Annotated in this window: 14 protein-coding genes; all 14 read left to right on the forward strand. The window is 37.3% G+C overall.

What is annotated here, in order from left to right:
• Position 1: 1 nt before the first annotated feature.
• A complete protein-coding gene (locus BLO34_RS01780) occupies positions 2-706 on the forward strand; it encodes a WbqC family protein (protein WP_090752057.1) in 705 nt (234 codons plus the stop codon).
• Entirely contained in the window at positions 703-1,653 is a 951-nt protein-coding gene (locus BLO34_RS01785) for a hypothetical protein (protein WP_090752060.1), read from the forward strand. Before BLO34_RS01780 ends, BLO34_RS01785 begins: the two co-directional genes overlap by 4 nt.
• Entirely contained in the window at positions 1,640-2,197 is a 558-nt protein-coding gene (locus BLO34_RS01790; RefSeq protein ID WP_090752062.1) for a GNAT family N-acetyltransferase, read from the forward strand. Before BLO34_RS01785 ends, BLO34_RS01790 begins: the two co-directional genes overlap by 14 nt.
• 14 nt (positions 2,198-2,211) lie before the next feature.
• Complete coding sequence (locus BLO34_RS01795; RefSeq protein ID WP_090752064.1) at positions 2,212-3,165, forward strand: glycosyltransferase family 2 protein; 954 nt, start codon at positions 2,212-2,214, stop codon at positions 3,163-3,165.
• A 240-nt stretch (positions 3,166-3,405) separates the two neighbouring features.
• The gene (locus BLO34_RS01800) at positions 3,406-4,425 is read left to right on the forward strand and encodes an acyltransferase family protein (RefSeq protein WP_157686616.1); all 1,020 of its coding nucleotides are present in this window, start codon (positions 3,406-3,408) and stop codon (positions 4,423-4,425) included.
• 308 nt (positions 4,426-4,733) lie between these two features.
• Complete coding sequence (locus BLO34_RS01805) at positions 4,734-5,819, forward strand: glycosyltransferase family 4 protein (protein ID WP_090752067.1); 1,086 nt, start codon at positions 4,734-4,736, stop codon at positions 5,817-5,819.
• A 9-nt stretch (positions 5,820-5,828) separates the two neighbouring features.
• Positions 5,829-7,028, forward strand: coding sequence for a glycosyltransferase (locus tag BLO34_RS01810; protein ID WP_090752069.1), 1,200 nt, complete (start codon positions 5,829-5,831; stop codon positions 7,026-7,028).
• Positions 7,029-7,037: 9 nt separating this feature from the next.
• Positions 7,038-8,168 carry an NAD-dependent epimerase/dehydratase family protein gene (locus BLO34_RS01815; protein ID WP_090752071.1) on the forward strand — a complete coding sequence of 377 codons (1,131 nt, stop codon included), beginning with the start codon at positions 7,038-7,040 and terminating at the stop codon, positions 8,166-8,168.
• Positions 8,169-8,182: 14 nt separating this feature from the next.
• Complete coding sequence (locus tag BLO34_RS01820; protein ID WP_090752073.1) at positions 8,183-9,430, forward strand: glycosyltransferase; 1,248 nt, start codon at positions 8,183-8,185, stop codon at positions 9,428-9,430.
• 26 nt (positions 9,431-9,456) lie between these two features.
• Positions 9,457-10,623 (forward strand): hypothetical protein, encoded by a 1,167-nt coding sequence (locus tag BLO34_RS01825; RefSeq protein WP_090752075.1) that lies wholly within the window; start codon positions 9,457-9,459, stop codon positions 10,621-10,623.
• Positions 10,624-10,679: 56 nt separating this feature from the next.
• Complete coding sequence (locus BLO34_RS01830; protein WP_090752077.1) at positions 10,680-11,741, forward strand: hypothetical protein; 1,062 nt, start codon at positions 10,680-10,682, stop codon at positions 11,739-11,741.
• Between the two features lie 23 nt (positions 11,742-11,764).
• The gene (locus tag BLO34_RS01835) at positions 11,765-12,721 is read left to right on the forward strand and encodes a DUF2334 domain-containing protein (protein WP_157686618.1); all 957 of its coding nucleotides are present in this window, start codon (positions 11,765-11,767) and stop codon (positions 12,719-12,721) included.
• Positions 12,708-13,622 (forward strand): hypothetical protein, encoded by a 915-nt coding sequence (locus BLO34_RS01840; protein WP_090752082.1) that lies wholly within the window; start codon positions 12,708-12,710, stop codon positions 13,620-13,622. The genes BLO34_RS01835 and BLO34_RS01840 overlap by 14 nt, the downstream gene beginning before the upstream one ends.
• On the forward strand, positions 13,622-14,776 hold the full coding sequence (locus tag BLO34_RS01845) for a glycosyltransferase family 4 protein (protein WP_090752085.1): 1,155 nt from the start codon (positions 13,622-13,624) through the stop codon (positions 14,774-14,776). The genes BLO34_RS01840 and BLO34_RS01845 overlap by 1 nt, the downstream gene beginning before the upstream one ends.

Raw genomic sequence — 14,776 nt, forward strand, 5'->3', positions numbered from 1 at the left:
TATGGATTTGGCAATAATGCAACCATACATATTCCCTTACATTGGTTATTATCAGTTAATTTATGCTGTAGATAAATTCATCTTATATGATGATGTAACTTTTATAAAAGGAGGTTGGATAAACCGAAATAATATATTGATAAATGGTACCGCCAGTCTTTTTACTGTTCCTCTAACCGGAGCGAGTTCTAATCGAGAAATTGGAGCCATTGAAATCAATGAAAAAATGTATCCGATCTGGAAAAAAAAATTCCTCAAAAGTCTTTCTCAAAATTATTCTTCAGCTCCTTTTTACGATGACGTATTCCCTTTGATTGAAGAGGTATTAAATGTTTCTTCCTGCTCCATAAGTACTTTAGCTGGTAGAAGCCTACTAGCGGTTTGTGAGCATTTGAAAATTAATACAGAGTTTGTAAATTCTTCATCAGTCTATGGAAATCATCATCTTTCAGGAAAAGATCGAGTTATCGACATTTGTAAAAAGGAAGATGCTGAGCACTATATTAACCCGATAGGCGGTAAAGAACTTTATGATAAAAGTGATTTCGAGGGCGAGGGATTGCATTTAAGTTTCATTCAGACAGGTGAAATCTCTTACACTCAATCTAAAGGCGATTTTGTGCCGTATCTTTCAATAATTGATGTCTTGATGTTCAATTCCAAAACGGAAACATTAAAATTGATGCAAAATTATCAATTAGTATGATAGCGATTGGTGGCTATTTTGAATTAGAATTAAGAAATGGCGAGACTTATCACCCTACGGCTATAAAATTAAATACCGGTAGAAATGCACTTGAGTATATACTAAGAGAAAGGAAATATGATAAAATTCACCTACCTTATTTTACATGTGATGTAATTTTGGAGCCGTTAAAGAAATTAAATATTTCATTTAAGTTTTATTCCATCAATGATCAATTTGAGCCAATACTCGAGGTAGAAAATATTCCTGAGAACGAAGGTTTCATTTTAAATAATTATTTTGGATTAAAGGATGATCTAATTTATAAGTATCGTAATTTTTCAAATCTTATAGTTGATAATTCTCAGGCATTTTTTTCCAAACCACTGAAAAATGTCGACACATTTTATTCGCCAAGAAAATTTTTTGGCATTCCAGATGGTGGCTATTTGTATATTAACGTGAATAGTCAAATGCAAATGAAAAGGGATATCTCTAGTGATAGATTTGAGCATCTTTTGTTAAGAACAGAGAAAGGCGCCGAAGCTGGGTATAGAAGTTTTCAAATAAATGATGAAAATCTTGAGGAACAACCTATTTTGGCTATGTCTTTAATTACAGAAAAACTTTTAAAATCAATAGATTATAACTTTGTAATCAATAGGCGCTGTAACAATTTCAAATTACTAAATCAAGGCTTGAGAAAACACAATCAATTTACTCATATCTTGAAAAGCGATGATGTACCGATGGTTTACCCTTTTTGGAGTAAAAATAAGTCTATAAGGGAAGCATTGTCAAGTCAGCTCATATTTACCGCTGTTTATTGGCCGAATGTCAAAAATTGGTGCGAACCCCAAACTTTGGAATATCGACTTGCCGATGAGGTAGTTTATTTGCCAGTCGATCAAAGATATGGCGCCGACGAAATGAATAAAATTTTAAAAATAATAAATGATGAACTTTAAAATAGGATTTAGAGCATTTGAGGTAGCCGATTCAACTTTTATAAATGCTCTAAGAAACCTGGAAGATTATGAAAATTCTATTGGCGGCAATAAAAGATTCGTTTCTAAGGAGAGAGAACAAAAATGGGTTGAAGACCTAATTTTTAATGATTATCAAGATAGAATATATATGGCAATTTATGAAGCTGGAGATGAAGCTCGCCAGATAATAGGCTATACTTCTATTTCTGATATCGATCATGTCAATAAATCTTGTTTTTGGAGCGGTATTAAAATCCACCCTGATTTTAGCGGGAAAGGATATGGTACGCAGACTGCGCTTCTTATTTTAAAATATGTTTTTCAAGAGTTAAACATGGAAAGGTGTACTGGAGAATGTCTTGAAAATCATCCCGCAGTCAAAAAAATGTTAGAGAAAGTAGGTTATTCGGTAGAAGGCTTAAAAAGGCATAGTCTTTTTAAAAGTGGGGAGTATCAAAACCAATTCCTTTTCAGTATTTTAAAATCTGAATTTATCCAAGTAAAATCTTCATTTGATTTGTAAACCAAAATAGTTCTATGGGAAATGAAAAAATTTTGGTTAGTATCTGCTGCACTGTTTATAATCATGAAAATTATATTCAAAAATGTCTTGAGGGTTTCTTAGAGCAGGAAACAGATTTTGAATATGAAATACTTGTTTTTGATGATGCTTCAAAAGATAACTCTCAAGAAATCATTAAGAGATTTGCAGATAAAAATCCCTCCATTAAAACGTTTCTTCAAACAGAGAATCAATGGGTGCAGAAGATTTATGGATTGATAGATTTTATGTTTCCCGCGGCTAAGGGAGAATACATTGCACTTTGTGAAGGCGATGATTACTGGACAGACCCACTAAAACTGCAAAAACAGGTTGATCTAATAAGGAGATCAAAGGATTGCAATATGGTAGTTTCAGACAGTCAGTATCTCTATCAAGCAACTGATAGTTTTAAAGATTTCAACGTTCCCAGTAAATTTATATCTTCTACTAATAAAGTGAGTCTTGAATACATTTTTCTTAAAAAGGGAGTGGTTTTTAGTACCGCTTCTTTTTTGTTTAAAAAACATATTTTAGACAATGCTTTTGATGAATTGCTTAAGAATATATCGGTAGGAGATCGTGCTCTACAATTGAGAGCCATTTTAGATGGTTCTATCTATATAGTTCCAGAACAAATGACGGTCTATAGAGTCGCATTTACTGGAAGTTCTTGGACCGCAGCAAACTCGTCAAAATATGATCCAGATCGCCTTACCAGGCTTTTAAAATTTCAGGATTTCTTAAACAAATGGTCAAATTATAAATTCGATAAGTACATCGGTTTTTCTAAGTCAGGCAATGTTGTAACTGAAGTGAATAGATCCAGTTTAAAATTATCCAAATGGCAGCAACTAAAATTACTATTTAGACATCGCCAGGCCGTTACGTGGAGCGATTGGTTTTTTATACTTCCAAGGGTTGCATTGAAGCGCAACCGTCTATTCTAAATAATTTAGATAGATAATTGTGATTTGATACATGGTTTGGTTAAGCCATGATCAATTCCCATTGATTCCTCTTTAAGACAAAAAAGATAGAAGGTTAAAGCTCTTATTAATTCGCTTTCACGCTTGTTAACCGTACGAATTTTCCCCTATATTGCCTTCTTTAAGAAGTGATAACGCTGGATCATAATTACAATAGTCACATACAGCGTTTATTGAGTATGTGATAGCCTAAGAATGCACATGAGGAATAATTCGATTGATTTACTTAGGTTTTTAGGCTTGATGATGGTTATACTAGCCCACACATCCACACCTACGTTTTTTCTACAGATCAGAAATTTTGATGTTCCGTTGATCGTGCTCATCTCTGGAATTTCCTTCAAGCTTTCCTATAAAAATGATATTACGTATCTGAGTTACGTTTGGAAACGGATTAAAAGATTGGTGTTTCCGGTATGGATATTCTTAACCCTGTTCTTCTTGGTATTTGAGATATTCCTGCCAGGTAAGATTAGCAATAGAGAGATCGTGACCTCATACGCCTTTTTATCGGGAATAGGCTATGTTTGGATAATTAGGGTATTTCTTATGGTGGCGCTAATAGCCCCTTTTCTATATATCATTGAACGTCGCATAAAGGGAAATAAAGTTTTTTTCTTATTTCTCATCCTTATATTCTTATCCTATGAATTTTTGGTTTATTTCTCATACGCATACTTTGTCGATCAAGGCAATCTGAATGTACTAGGTAGCATTATCTTTTGTATCAAACCTTATTCCATCATCTATTTATTGGGAATGCGCTTGATCAAATTTTCTCAAAAAGGTATCAAATCGCTATTTATCTTTTTCTTGATTCTTTTTTTAATCTTGGGAGTTTGCTTGTATATTATTAATCAGGAGCTTATTCCTACACAGGACTTTAAATATCCCATATCTACGTATTATCTATCCTATGCCTTGATGTTCTCTTTATTTTTATTTTATATAGCTGATGATATTTGGAAATTACTGAATGAATTTCAAAAGAAGCTTGTAGTTTTTATATCCATGAACTCGATTTGGACCTATTTGTGGCATATACCTTTAATCTTTTTAATAGGTAAAATTGATCTTCATTTTCTAATTGAATACGCAATAGTCGTTATTGCCGCCTTTTCCATTGTGTATGCTCAGGTATTCGTGATCGATCGCATCATGGTTCCAAGAATCAAGAATAAAAAAGTAGCCAAGGTCTTTAGAGGCCTATTTACTGGTTAGATCATTCATTTATAGAAACATTATTAGAGTAAACGCTTGCTTTTACGCAGAAAAAGATTGCATTTAAATCTTTAAAAAGGTATTAAATTCATGATCCTTCCAATTAATCAGCGACGTTGAATGTCTTTAATTTTTCGTTGGATGGAATGGCAGTTTTCCATGTTCAATGCACGATACCTTAATTGATCGATGACAGCATTATTTTATATGGACTATTTTAGGCATTTTTGCAGCTGATTGAGGAATTGCCTTAAGACCTAAAGTAAGGTTTCAAAATACGGTAGCTTACGCTATTACACACATTCAAAATGAAGATCATACGTCTTACAACATTACTGGATTTTGGCGGTCAGGAAAGAAAATATATTTCCTTTACAGAAGATCAAACCATGCTGCATCACAAGTATATTTTTGCGGCAATAGGTCGTGGTGGCAATGCAGAAAAAATTATAAGGGGAAGAGGTTTTGAGGTAAGGGTTTTCAACCTCAGTCCATCCATAAAGTCGTTGTCCAACATAAAATATCTGTACAAATGGATAAAAAGCGAGCAGCCAGACATTGTGCATACCGCTGCCGCCGAGGCTAATTTTCATGGTATTATAGCAGCCCGACTAGCTGGCGTGCCTGTGATCATAGGAGAAGAAATTGGGATTCCAACACATTCTAAAATTGCCATCAAGGCTTTTGAAACCATTTACAGATTTGCACAGGCAGTCATTTGCGTTTCAAGAGCCGTAAAAGAGCATTTGGTTAATATAGGCGAGATCCCAGCGACTAAAGGCATCGTGCTCTACAATCCGGTTAGTAAGCCACGGACCTTTTCAAAAACCAACTCTGATAAATTCCGTATTGTTTTTGTGGGTAGGCTGGAGCATGTGAAGAATGTCAAGACATTGATCAAGGCTTTTGCGGCAATGCAGCATAAGGATAAATGCACACTTACAATTGTAGGCAATGGTGCTCAGCGGTCAGAGATTGAAGCCTTGATCAATGAGCTACAGCTCACTAATGTTGTGATGCAGGGTTTTCAGGACACGCCTGAAAAATTTGTGTCACAGGCAAATCTTTTCGTGCTACCGTCATTTTCTGAAGGTTTTGGGATTGCCGTGGTTGAGGCCATGATGCAGGGAATACCTTGTCTATGTTCTCAGGTAGGTGGCATTCCAGAATTTATAACAAACGATGACAATGGCTGGTTGTTTGACCCCAATAATGTAGGTCAACTCACGCAACAGATGGATAAAATCCAGGCAATGGATAAGGACAGATTGGAAGAAGTAGGTCTTAAGGGTCTCGCTTTCGCGAAAGCGAACTTTACCAGCAAAATTTACATCAAGAAACTGGAGTCTATCTATGAGGAATTATTTGAAAAATCACGACACAACAAGAAATAACCAGTACCTATGGCCATAGCCCGAAAAAATGTCTTGTTTATCTCTTGGGATGGTCCACAGACCAGCTATATGGAAGGCCTATTCTTACCTATTTTCAAGGCGATAAGTGAGCAGGCCGCATTTGATTTTCACGTTATTCAATACACATGGGCAGGTCGTGAAAAGCTAGCTGCCATACAAAAGGTCGCAACAGAATTCAACATAAGATATACCAGCCATAAGGTGCGACGCAAGCCTACCGGTAGTATTGGCAGCATACATACCTTGTTGACAGGCTCGGGATTTATAAAAAAATATATCAGGAAAAACGATATCGATATTGTGATGCCCAGAAGCAATTATCCGGCTTATCTAGTTTCAAAACTCAAGTCAAAAGATCTCAAAATAGTTTTTGATGCAGATGGACTAGCGTTGGAAGAACGTGTTGATTTTGCGGGCTTGAAAAAGGAAAGTTTTATGCACCGCTTTTTTTCAAAGGTAGAACGCGAACTGTTGCAAAAAGCAGATGCTGTTCTTACCAGGTCAAATAAATCCATCGATATACATCTTGAAAAGATAGGAGTAGGCAATAGAGGTAAATTCTATAAGGTACTCAATGGAAGAGATATAGGAACCTTTAAGCCAGATCCCGATCTAAGAAAGGAGAAAAGGCAAGAATTGTTGCTTGATCCGCAACAGACACTATTTGTATATTGTGGTTCCTTGGGGCCGCAGTACGGTTGGGATGAAATGCTGGCCATATTTAAGGGATATCAACGTCAAGATGAGGACGCGCATTTCCTGATACTTTCTGGCAACCAAAAATTTGCCTTGGATAAAATCCCTAGCCAGCTCAAGAATAAAATCACAGTAATGTCGGTTCCATTTGATCAGGTTCCTGCCTATCTCAGTGCCGCAGATATTGCTTTTGCAATACGGCAACCTACCTATAGCATGCAGGGCGTGTCGCCCATAAAATTGGGTGAATATCTGTTGATGGAACTGCCCACGATTGCTTCTAAAGGAGTAGGCGATACAGATGAGATCATCAACGGTCTGGATGGCGCGTTCATTTTTGATCACAATGATGGAGCAATCGTTGATAAAGCTATTACATTTGCAAAAAACTCCCGTAATGTGGACGTTACTAAGTTGAGACAAAGAGGAATCGAACATTTCTCCATGCAACAAAGCGCAAGCAGTTATATAGAAGCACTGACCAATTTATAGAAAACGACAATGAAAAATATATTGATTACCGGCGGCGCTGGTTTTATAGGCTCCAACCTCGCACTGCATCTGATTGAAAAAGGATTCACTATTACCGTACTGGATAACCTTTCAAAACAGATCCACGGCGATGATCAGGATTCCTCACTTTATAAGAGCATCAAAAACAAGGTCACGTTTATCAAAGGAGACGTAAGAAACCTCGCCGACTGGGAAACCGCTCTTAAGGATCAACATGCCGTCATCCACCTCGCAGCAGAAACTGGTACGGGTCAATCCATGTATGAAGTGCAGCGATATGTTGACGTCAATGTGAATGGAACAGCCATATTATTGGATTATCTGGTAAATAAAGATCATTCCATTAGAAAGGTAGTAGTAGCTTCTTCCAGAGCTATCTATGGGGAAGGCAAGTATAATTGCTCTCAACATGGCGCGGTATTTCCAGATGAACGCATTGAAAAGCATCTAGAAAAGGGAGATTTTGAGCCTAAATGTCCTGTCTGTCAACAAACCGTGCAACTTGAACCTACTGATGAGAGTTCAAAAATACATCCTTCATCAATTTATGGTATCACTAAGCAGAATCAAGAGCAAATGGTTTTGAATATCTGTCAGTCGCTGGATATCGCAGCTGCCGCATTCAGATATCAAAATGTGTACGGTCCAGGTCAATCACTCAAGAATCCATATACTGGCATACTATCCATATTTTCCACACAAATAAGAAATGGAAATGACCTCAATATTTTTGAGGATGGTCAGGAAAGCCGCGATTTTGTTTATATCGATGATGTCGTTCATGCGACAACGCTTGCCATAGAAAACAATGAAGTCACGCAAAAAGTCTATAATGTTGGTTCTGGAGAGGCAACAACCGTACTCGAGGTTGCAGAAACTTTAAAAGAGCTATACGATTCTTCCATCGCGATCACGGTAACGGGCAATTATCGTTTGGGAGATATACGCCACAACTATGCAGATAATTCTAGAATTGAAAATGAATTAGGCTTCAAGCCGAAATTCAATTTCAAAAAAGGAGTGACAGAATTTGCAAAATGGGTTAAGACTGAAGCTATTGAAGAAGATCGTTATGCAAAGTCCATTGAAGAAATGAAGAAAAAAGGACTGTTCAAATAAATAGCTGGAACGCCATGAAATATATTTTCTTTACGATGAATAGTTTTGCCCATGAAGGTGGCGGTACCATCAGGATGACAGGCATCATGAATGAGCTGGCCAAAAGATGTAACGAGGTACTGTTCATATCCAACGTTACAAAAGAAATCACGTTGCATGAGTCCATTGAGCAGATCCATATTGATCTCTTATTCTCGGCTACAGACAAAAGAATATTTCAGGGATTGGTTGCTGTATCTGACACCATGCTGGCAAATCTCCATTACAGGAAATTATTGAAAAGGCTCAAGGAAATTTATGCAAGTCTATCGATAGAAAATGCGCATCTTATCTTTTGTGAATATCTGGATAATTCCATCGGGTATTGGCTCAAAAAAAATGGTGTTATACCGCACTATACCAATGATCTTCATGGAGTAGCCACCCTTGAGCTTAAATTCCAAGCAGATCAGGCAAAAGGATTTGCTGAAAAATTGAAATTCTCTACCAAATATACCTTTTCGCAGTTACTGGATAAAAAGGTCTTCAACGCCGCAAACCGATTGATTTTTGCAAGCAGTGCGATGAAGGATTTCTTTGAAAACCTATACCCGGCGGTTGCTGATAAGGACAATTATATTTTACCGTATTTGTTGAGTACCAGTTCCTTTAATGATGAGGTGGATGAAGGTATGCGCAACCAGATATTGCAACAATATAATATCACACCTGAAAAAAAAGTAATCCTGTTTGCCGGAGCATTCAAAAAAACAGGTGGTGTAGCAGATCTGATCAGGGCATTTAATAAGCTGGAAAGCGATCATGAAAACGCATTGCTTTTATTGATAGGCGATGGTTATGCCATGAAAGACTGCCAGGATCTTGTCGAGAAGAATAATCTCAACGACAGAGTTAAATTTATAGGTAGGACTAAGTATAAGGAATTGAGAACTTATCAAAATATCTCAGATATATTGGTATGTCCTGATAAGCAAAACGTCTATTCTCAATTGATCATACATGTGAAGTATCTTGATGCCTTGTTAGCGCAAAAGATTGTGATCAATGGTAAATTCAAAAGTGTTCAAGAAGTAAATATCGATGAGAAACTATCCCTCAACTTTGAGCCATCCAATATTGAGGATCTTAAAAACACGCTGGAAAGGGCTCTTAAAAACACAGAAGCACTCAAGCAGAAATATATGGGCAGTAGGGCTTATGCGCTCAACAACCTAACCTATGAATCCAAGATTGCAGAATTAGAAAAATATTCAAATCCCTAACCATTAAGAGTTAACGATACCACTTCATGATTGATATCTTTGTTTTCCTTGTTGTTTTACTTTTGGGGATCAATGCCCACAAGGTATTGATTAAAGATGCAACCTATCAGGATATAAAGATAGCAAAATGGCTATGGATCTATCACGTGTCGTTCGGTGTGATTTATTGGGCATACATTAGATTTGGACCTGGCGGTGATGCGTTCGGCTATTACAATACAGGTAGTGTAATTGATATTGGTCAGGCATTACAGGCCTTTTACGTTCATGGGCCAGGTACTTTTGGCATGCATATTCTCAACGTGTTGCCCGCAAAGCTTATGGGCTTTTTCGGCTTATCCATGATCTATACGCTCATTGGTTACTTCGCTTTCTTGCTTTATTACGATTTTTTTAAAAATAGAATCCCATTCAATAGCAAACTAATGGGATACAACCTGTTTCCGCTCATTTTGTTTTTGCCCAATTTACACTTTTGGTCAGCTGGATTGGGCAAGGATACCATTCTATTTTTTTGCATCGCGTTATTCGTTCATGCAATGCAAGATCCAAAAAGATATTTTGTACGGATTATATTTTCTCTCGCATTATCTTATTTGATAAGACCGCACATCACTATTTTTCTTATTATTTCTTATGGGGTTGCCTTTATTTTGGATGGAAGGTTGAAGGCTTACCAGAAGGTATTCTTATTTTCTATAGCTTTAATTGGGTTCATATTATTGTTTGACAATATCCTGACCTATCTGAAAATAGAAGAGCTAAATTTAGAAACGGTTGATCAATATAGTGATGCTCGCCTCGAGAATACCAGTAGATCGAGTACGGGAAGTGGACTGGATGTAAGCTCCTATCCATTGCCATTAAAAATATTCACATTTCTTTACAGGCCGCTATTTTTTGATATCAATAATGCTCTGGCCGTAGTTGCTTCATTTGAAAATTTAATTCTGTTGGTTCTAACGTTGAAATATCTGGCGTCCAAACCATTCAGAGCGTTCAAGAAAGGTAGCTACCATATAAAGGCATTACTGATATTTTTAGTACTTGGAGCTGTCTCTTTCTCATTCATTTTGGGAAATCTAGGGATTATGCTTCGTCAAAAAAATATGTTCATGCCAGCATTGATTTTTACGGTAATGTGGGCAATTTCCTATCAATTCCAGTTCAGTAAAGCAATTCGGTCATCTTAGGTACAGTTGGACATACAGTAAAAAATCGGTTCGAGTTTCCTGCTTTTTTGTTTTGGATGTTGATGCTGATCGTGCATATTATCTGCACGATCGTTTTTTACCTATTTATCCAAAAAAATGGCGGCGATGCAAACACGTACTGGTACGTCAGCGATTTATTTACCACTGATAAAAGTCTGAGTGAACTCCTGCTGGGATCAGGTCTAATCAAACTCTTCAACTACCCATTTGCGATTGTATTGGGACTACCTCAATACGTGGGTTTTGCTATATATTCGAGCATAGGGTTTGTGGGTATTTGTCTACTCTACAAACTTTTTATACTGGCATGTCCAGATGGGTTTTATGCCTTTGGGATCAATATTATACAGCTATTTTTTTTATTGCCCAACCTGCATTTTTGGACGTCTGGAATAACGAAGGAAGCGCTAGTTTTCACATGCATGGCCTATCTTTTTTTATTTTTTTTCAAAAAACGGTATTCTTGGTTGTTTGCAATCTCATGGATTCTTCTTGGTGCCATTCGACCACATCTTGCCCTATTGTTATTAGTTGGTTTTGGTGTTGCGGTACTGTTGGATAGTTCGCTTTCGCGAAAGCATAAATCCTATTATATTCTTGCAATTACCGGCTTGTGTGCAATTCTACTCGCCTTTGTTTTACGTATCCTCAAGTTCAACCCATTGAATATTGGTAGGTGGATGATTACAAATTCCTATTCCAGGCAATCTTTTATGGGAAGTACTACGTACATAGATATGGAAAATACAAATATGCTCTTTCAACTATACAGTTTCCATCTAGCGCCATTGTTCCATGACATTGTACATCCGTATATATGGATCATCAGTATGGAAAATATGATGATGAGCTTCATTTTTTTATTGATGGTATTGAGGTTGGTAGGAAATTACAAAAATTTAAAATTTAGCTTTTTGACAACCTGGATCTTAAGTTTTTTTGTAGTTGGAACCATTGCATTCATGCTGCGGTATTCAGGATTGGGAATATTTTTAAGGACGAGGATGCTCTTGTTGCCATTTCTTGTCCTAGCATTATTGATGATGCTTGACGCTGGGAAAGATGCGAGGAAAGATAGATTCGTAAAAATATCATAACAAGGTAAAATAAATTAACTACAGTGACATACGATTACACAATACCAGATAATTGGCTGCCGCAGGGTAAAATGGCGGCCGTCTGTTTTACCATTGACGATATACACCCAGGAAAAAGCACGGATCATTTTGAAGCTGGCGGCGATTTACACGATGGAGCTCTAGGACTTGTGGCAGATCTATTGGATGAGTTCCCAGAGTTGATAGTAACCTTGTTCACGACAGCAAACTGGAGAGAAACTACACCTGTTCCCGCTTATAAATTATTGGCGGCTATTCCCTATCTACGTGATTTTTTCTACCTCTCCAAACGGTTGGAAAAGGACAGCATGAACTTGATCAACCATCCTGAATTCATTTCATACCTTAATGATAATGAACGATTTGAATGTGCGTTTCATGGTCTCTATCACATACATAAAGGATTAAGGATACCGGTCGAGTTTCAAAATCAGTCCAGCAATGAATTCAAGGGAATGCTCAGGGAAATGATGCGTATTTTCAATGGATCAGGTTTAAAATTCTCCACTGGCGTATGTCCACCAGGCTGGAATGCACCTGAAAACTTACTGAGAGTCCTTAAGCAACAGGGTTTTGATTACATCGCATCGTCAAGGGATATATTGAGCCCGATAACCAGTGATCAAACTGGTGAGATGAGTGGTTTGAAAGGATTGCCGTTGATGAAACCCTGTGTTTTGCCTTTTGATGGACTCTTGCATTTCCCAACCAATTTTCAAGCGACTTCAACCTATGATCGAGCCAAAGCTATCATTGACAATGGTGGTCTGCTGTCGATAAAAGCTCATATTGTCAAGGAAGTTGACGGCTACGTGGCGCTTGATGGTGTGGATACAGCATACATGAATTATCTTTCAGAAATTCTAGCAAAACTCAAATCTGAATACGGAGATATAATCTGGTGGACTTCTATGGGTAAAATGTGTGAAAAAATTAATGGTACGTATGTTACAGAATGAAATTGTTAAGAATCCGGAAGGAGTCAAGGAAGAGTATTTAAAGTATTTGAATGTTGCCTTTACAAACTGGGGCGAAGAGCACTTATATTCTTGGGTTTTTGATCGTCAGGTAGGAGACTTGACAACAGATCAACTCATTATAAAAAGGGAAGGTAATGTTATAGCAGGATCTGCCGTTACCTATCGTAAAATAGCACTGGGCGGAGCAGATATAATCAACGTAGGCATTATGACCGGTTCCTGGACGTTGCCAGCAGCGCGCAAGACAGGTTGCTTTACAACAATTATTGAAGAGTCAAAGATAATGTGTAGGGAAAATAAAGTTCCTTTTTTAACTGCTTTCGTTACAGATGAGAATCCTAGTTCAAGACGTCTTGCCGCAGCTGGAGCATTAATGATTAAGTCGTGGAACTTGTTTGCGCCCAAAGAGATTTCAGAATCAAAAAACCAGATTAATTTTATCGATGATTTTGAGGATAAGAAAAGCCAGGAAGTGATTTACCAGAAATTCATGGAGCCGGATGGATCAACGGTTGCCTATAGCTATAACGAGGCAGAATTTATCGGTCAATTTATTAAAAGGCCTAATGTGCCAATCATTCTTGAAGTCAATGGTGTTTTTGTCATCATGGAAGAGGGATTTAATGCCATGAAAATCTTAGTAACAACAGCTCGTGGTATACCTCAATTAGTTGAAGTTCTAAATGATGTAAATCAATGGTGCATCCAGCATCATGACAAAAACCTATTCTTCTTTACAATGGATGAAAAAATCGAGAATGAGTTTTCAAAATTGGGATACACTTCAAAATTGGGATATTATACGGTAATTGATTGCGACAATGGATCCAGTCCAGAGCTGATTGAAGATGTTAGAATCAACATGGGAGATAAGATGTGATGAAAAAATTAATAAGAATTACGACTGTACCTGTTTCTTTGGAAAAACTCCTTGAGGGACAGCTCGAATTTATGAAGTCGCATTTTCAAGTGCTTGCCGTATCGTCAGATGCAGATCATTTAAAAACATGGGGCGATCAACATCAAATCCCTACCAGGTCAATTCCCATGACCAGGAAAATTACATTGTTCGCAGACTTGAAATCACTGTATCTAATGTACAGGCTTTTTCTAAGAGAAAAACCCCAGATCGTACACACTCACACGCCTAAGGCTGGCATAGTTGGTATGCTTGCCGCATATTTTGCAAGGGTGCCCATACGGCTGCATACGGTTGCAGGTTTACCATTGCTCATTGAGACTGGAGTCAAAAGAAAAATTTTGGAGATAGTGGAGAAGCTCACGTTTAAATGTGCTACGATGGTGTATCCCAACTCCTTGGTAATTCAAGAATATCTAGTGAATAATCAATTTTTACCAGCAAAAAAATCGATGGTCATCGCCCAAGGCAGCTCCAATGGAATCGATACCAGCTACTTTGACCCACAAATTCATGACGATAATTTCAAAAGAAAATTCAAGGCAGAATTAGGCATCCCGCCGGATAATCTCGTTTTTATTTTTATTGGGCGATTGGTTTCTGATAAAGGTATCAATGAATTGATTGAAGCTTATAAAGAAATCAAAAAAGAGCATTCAGGATTAAACCTATTGTTGGTAGGTCCTGAAGAACCGGACTTGGATCCCTTGTCAAGCCAGACTAAAAATTATATTACGAATGACAAATCAATTATTACTACAGGTTATCAGGCGGACATCAGGCCATTTCTGAGTGTTTCAAACGTCTTAACATTTCCCAGTTACAGGGAAGGTTTCCCCAACGTTGTTATGCAGGCTGGAGCAATGGGACTTCCTGCCATTGTTACTAATATTAACGGTTGCAATGAGATCATCAAATCAAATGAGAATGGTTTGATCATACCTGTAAAAAACGCCTTAGCTTTGCAGCAAAGTATGAGTGAATTGTTGACTAACCGTGAAAAAACCAAAAATTTGGCAGACAATTCTAGGGCTGCGATAGTAACTAGATTTGAACGTCAACAAATTTGGGATGCTTTATTAATTGAGTACAAAAGACTACAAGCTAGACTATAA

The sequence above is a fragment of the Nonlabens sp. Hel1_33_55 genome (genome assembly GCF_900101765.1).
GTDB lineage: Bacteria > Bacteroidota > Bacteroidia > Flavobacteriales > Flavobacteriaceae > Nonlabens.

What these genes read in the sequence shown, in the direction of transcription:
- BLO34_RS01830 (WP_090752077.1), top strand. Translation starts at nt 10,680, where the DNA reads ATGTTGATGCTGATCGTGCATATTATCTGCACGATCGTTTTTTACCTA.
- BLO34_RS01810 (WP_090752069.1), top strand. Translation starts at nt 5,829, where the DNA reads ATGGCCATAGCCCGAAAAAATGTCTTGTTTATCTCTTGGGATGGTCCA.
- BLO34_RS01820 (WP_090752073.1), top strand. Translation starts at nt 8,183, where the DNA reads ATGAAATATATTTTCTTTACGATGAATAGTTTTGCCCATGAAGGTGGC.
- BLO34_RS01825 (WP_090752075.1), top strand. Translation starts at nt 9,457, where the DNA reads ATGATTGATATCTTTGTTTTCCTTGTTGTTTTACTTTTGGGGATCAAT.
- BLO34_RS01840 (WP_090752082.1), top strand. Translation starts at nt 12,708, where the DNA reads ATGTTACAGAATGAAATTGTTAAGAATCCGGAAGGAGTCAAGGAAGAG.
- BLO34_RS01785 (WP_090752060.1), top strand. Translation starts at nt 703, where the DNA reads ATGATAGCGATTGGTGGCTATTTTGAATTAGAATTAAGAAATGGCGAG.
- BLO34_RS01805 (WP_090752067.1), top strand. Translation starts at nt 4,734, where the DNA reads ATGAAGATCATACGTCTTACAACATTACTGGATTTTGGCGGTCAGGAA.
- BLO34_RS01800 (WP_157686616.1), top strand. Translation starts at nt 3,406, where the DNA reads ATGAGGAATAATTCGATTGATTTACTTAGGTTTTTAGGCTTGATGATG.
- BLO34_RS01780 (WP_090752057.1), top strand. Translation starts at nt 2, where the DNA reads ATGGATTTGGCAATAATGCAACCATACATATTCCCTTACATTGGTTAT.
- BLO34_RS01795 (WP_090752064.1), top strand. Translation starts at nt 2,212, where the DNA reads ATGGGAAATGAAAAAATTTTGGTTAGTATCTGCTGCACTGTTTATAAT.
- BLO34_RS01845 (WP_090752085.1), top strand. Translation starts at nt 13,622, where the DNA reads ATGAAAAAATTAATAAGAATTACGACTGTACCTGTTTCTTTGGAAAAA.
- BLO34_RS01790 (WP_090752062.1), top strand. Translation starts at nt 1,640, where the DNA reads ATGATGAACTTTAAAATAGGATTTAGAGCATTTGAGGTAGCCGATTCA.
- BLO34_RS01815 (WP_090752071.1), top strand. Translation starts at nt 7,038, where the DNA reads ATGAAAAATATATTGATTACCGGCGGCGCTGGTTTTATAGGCTCCAAC.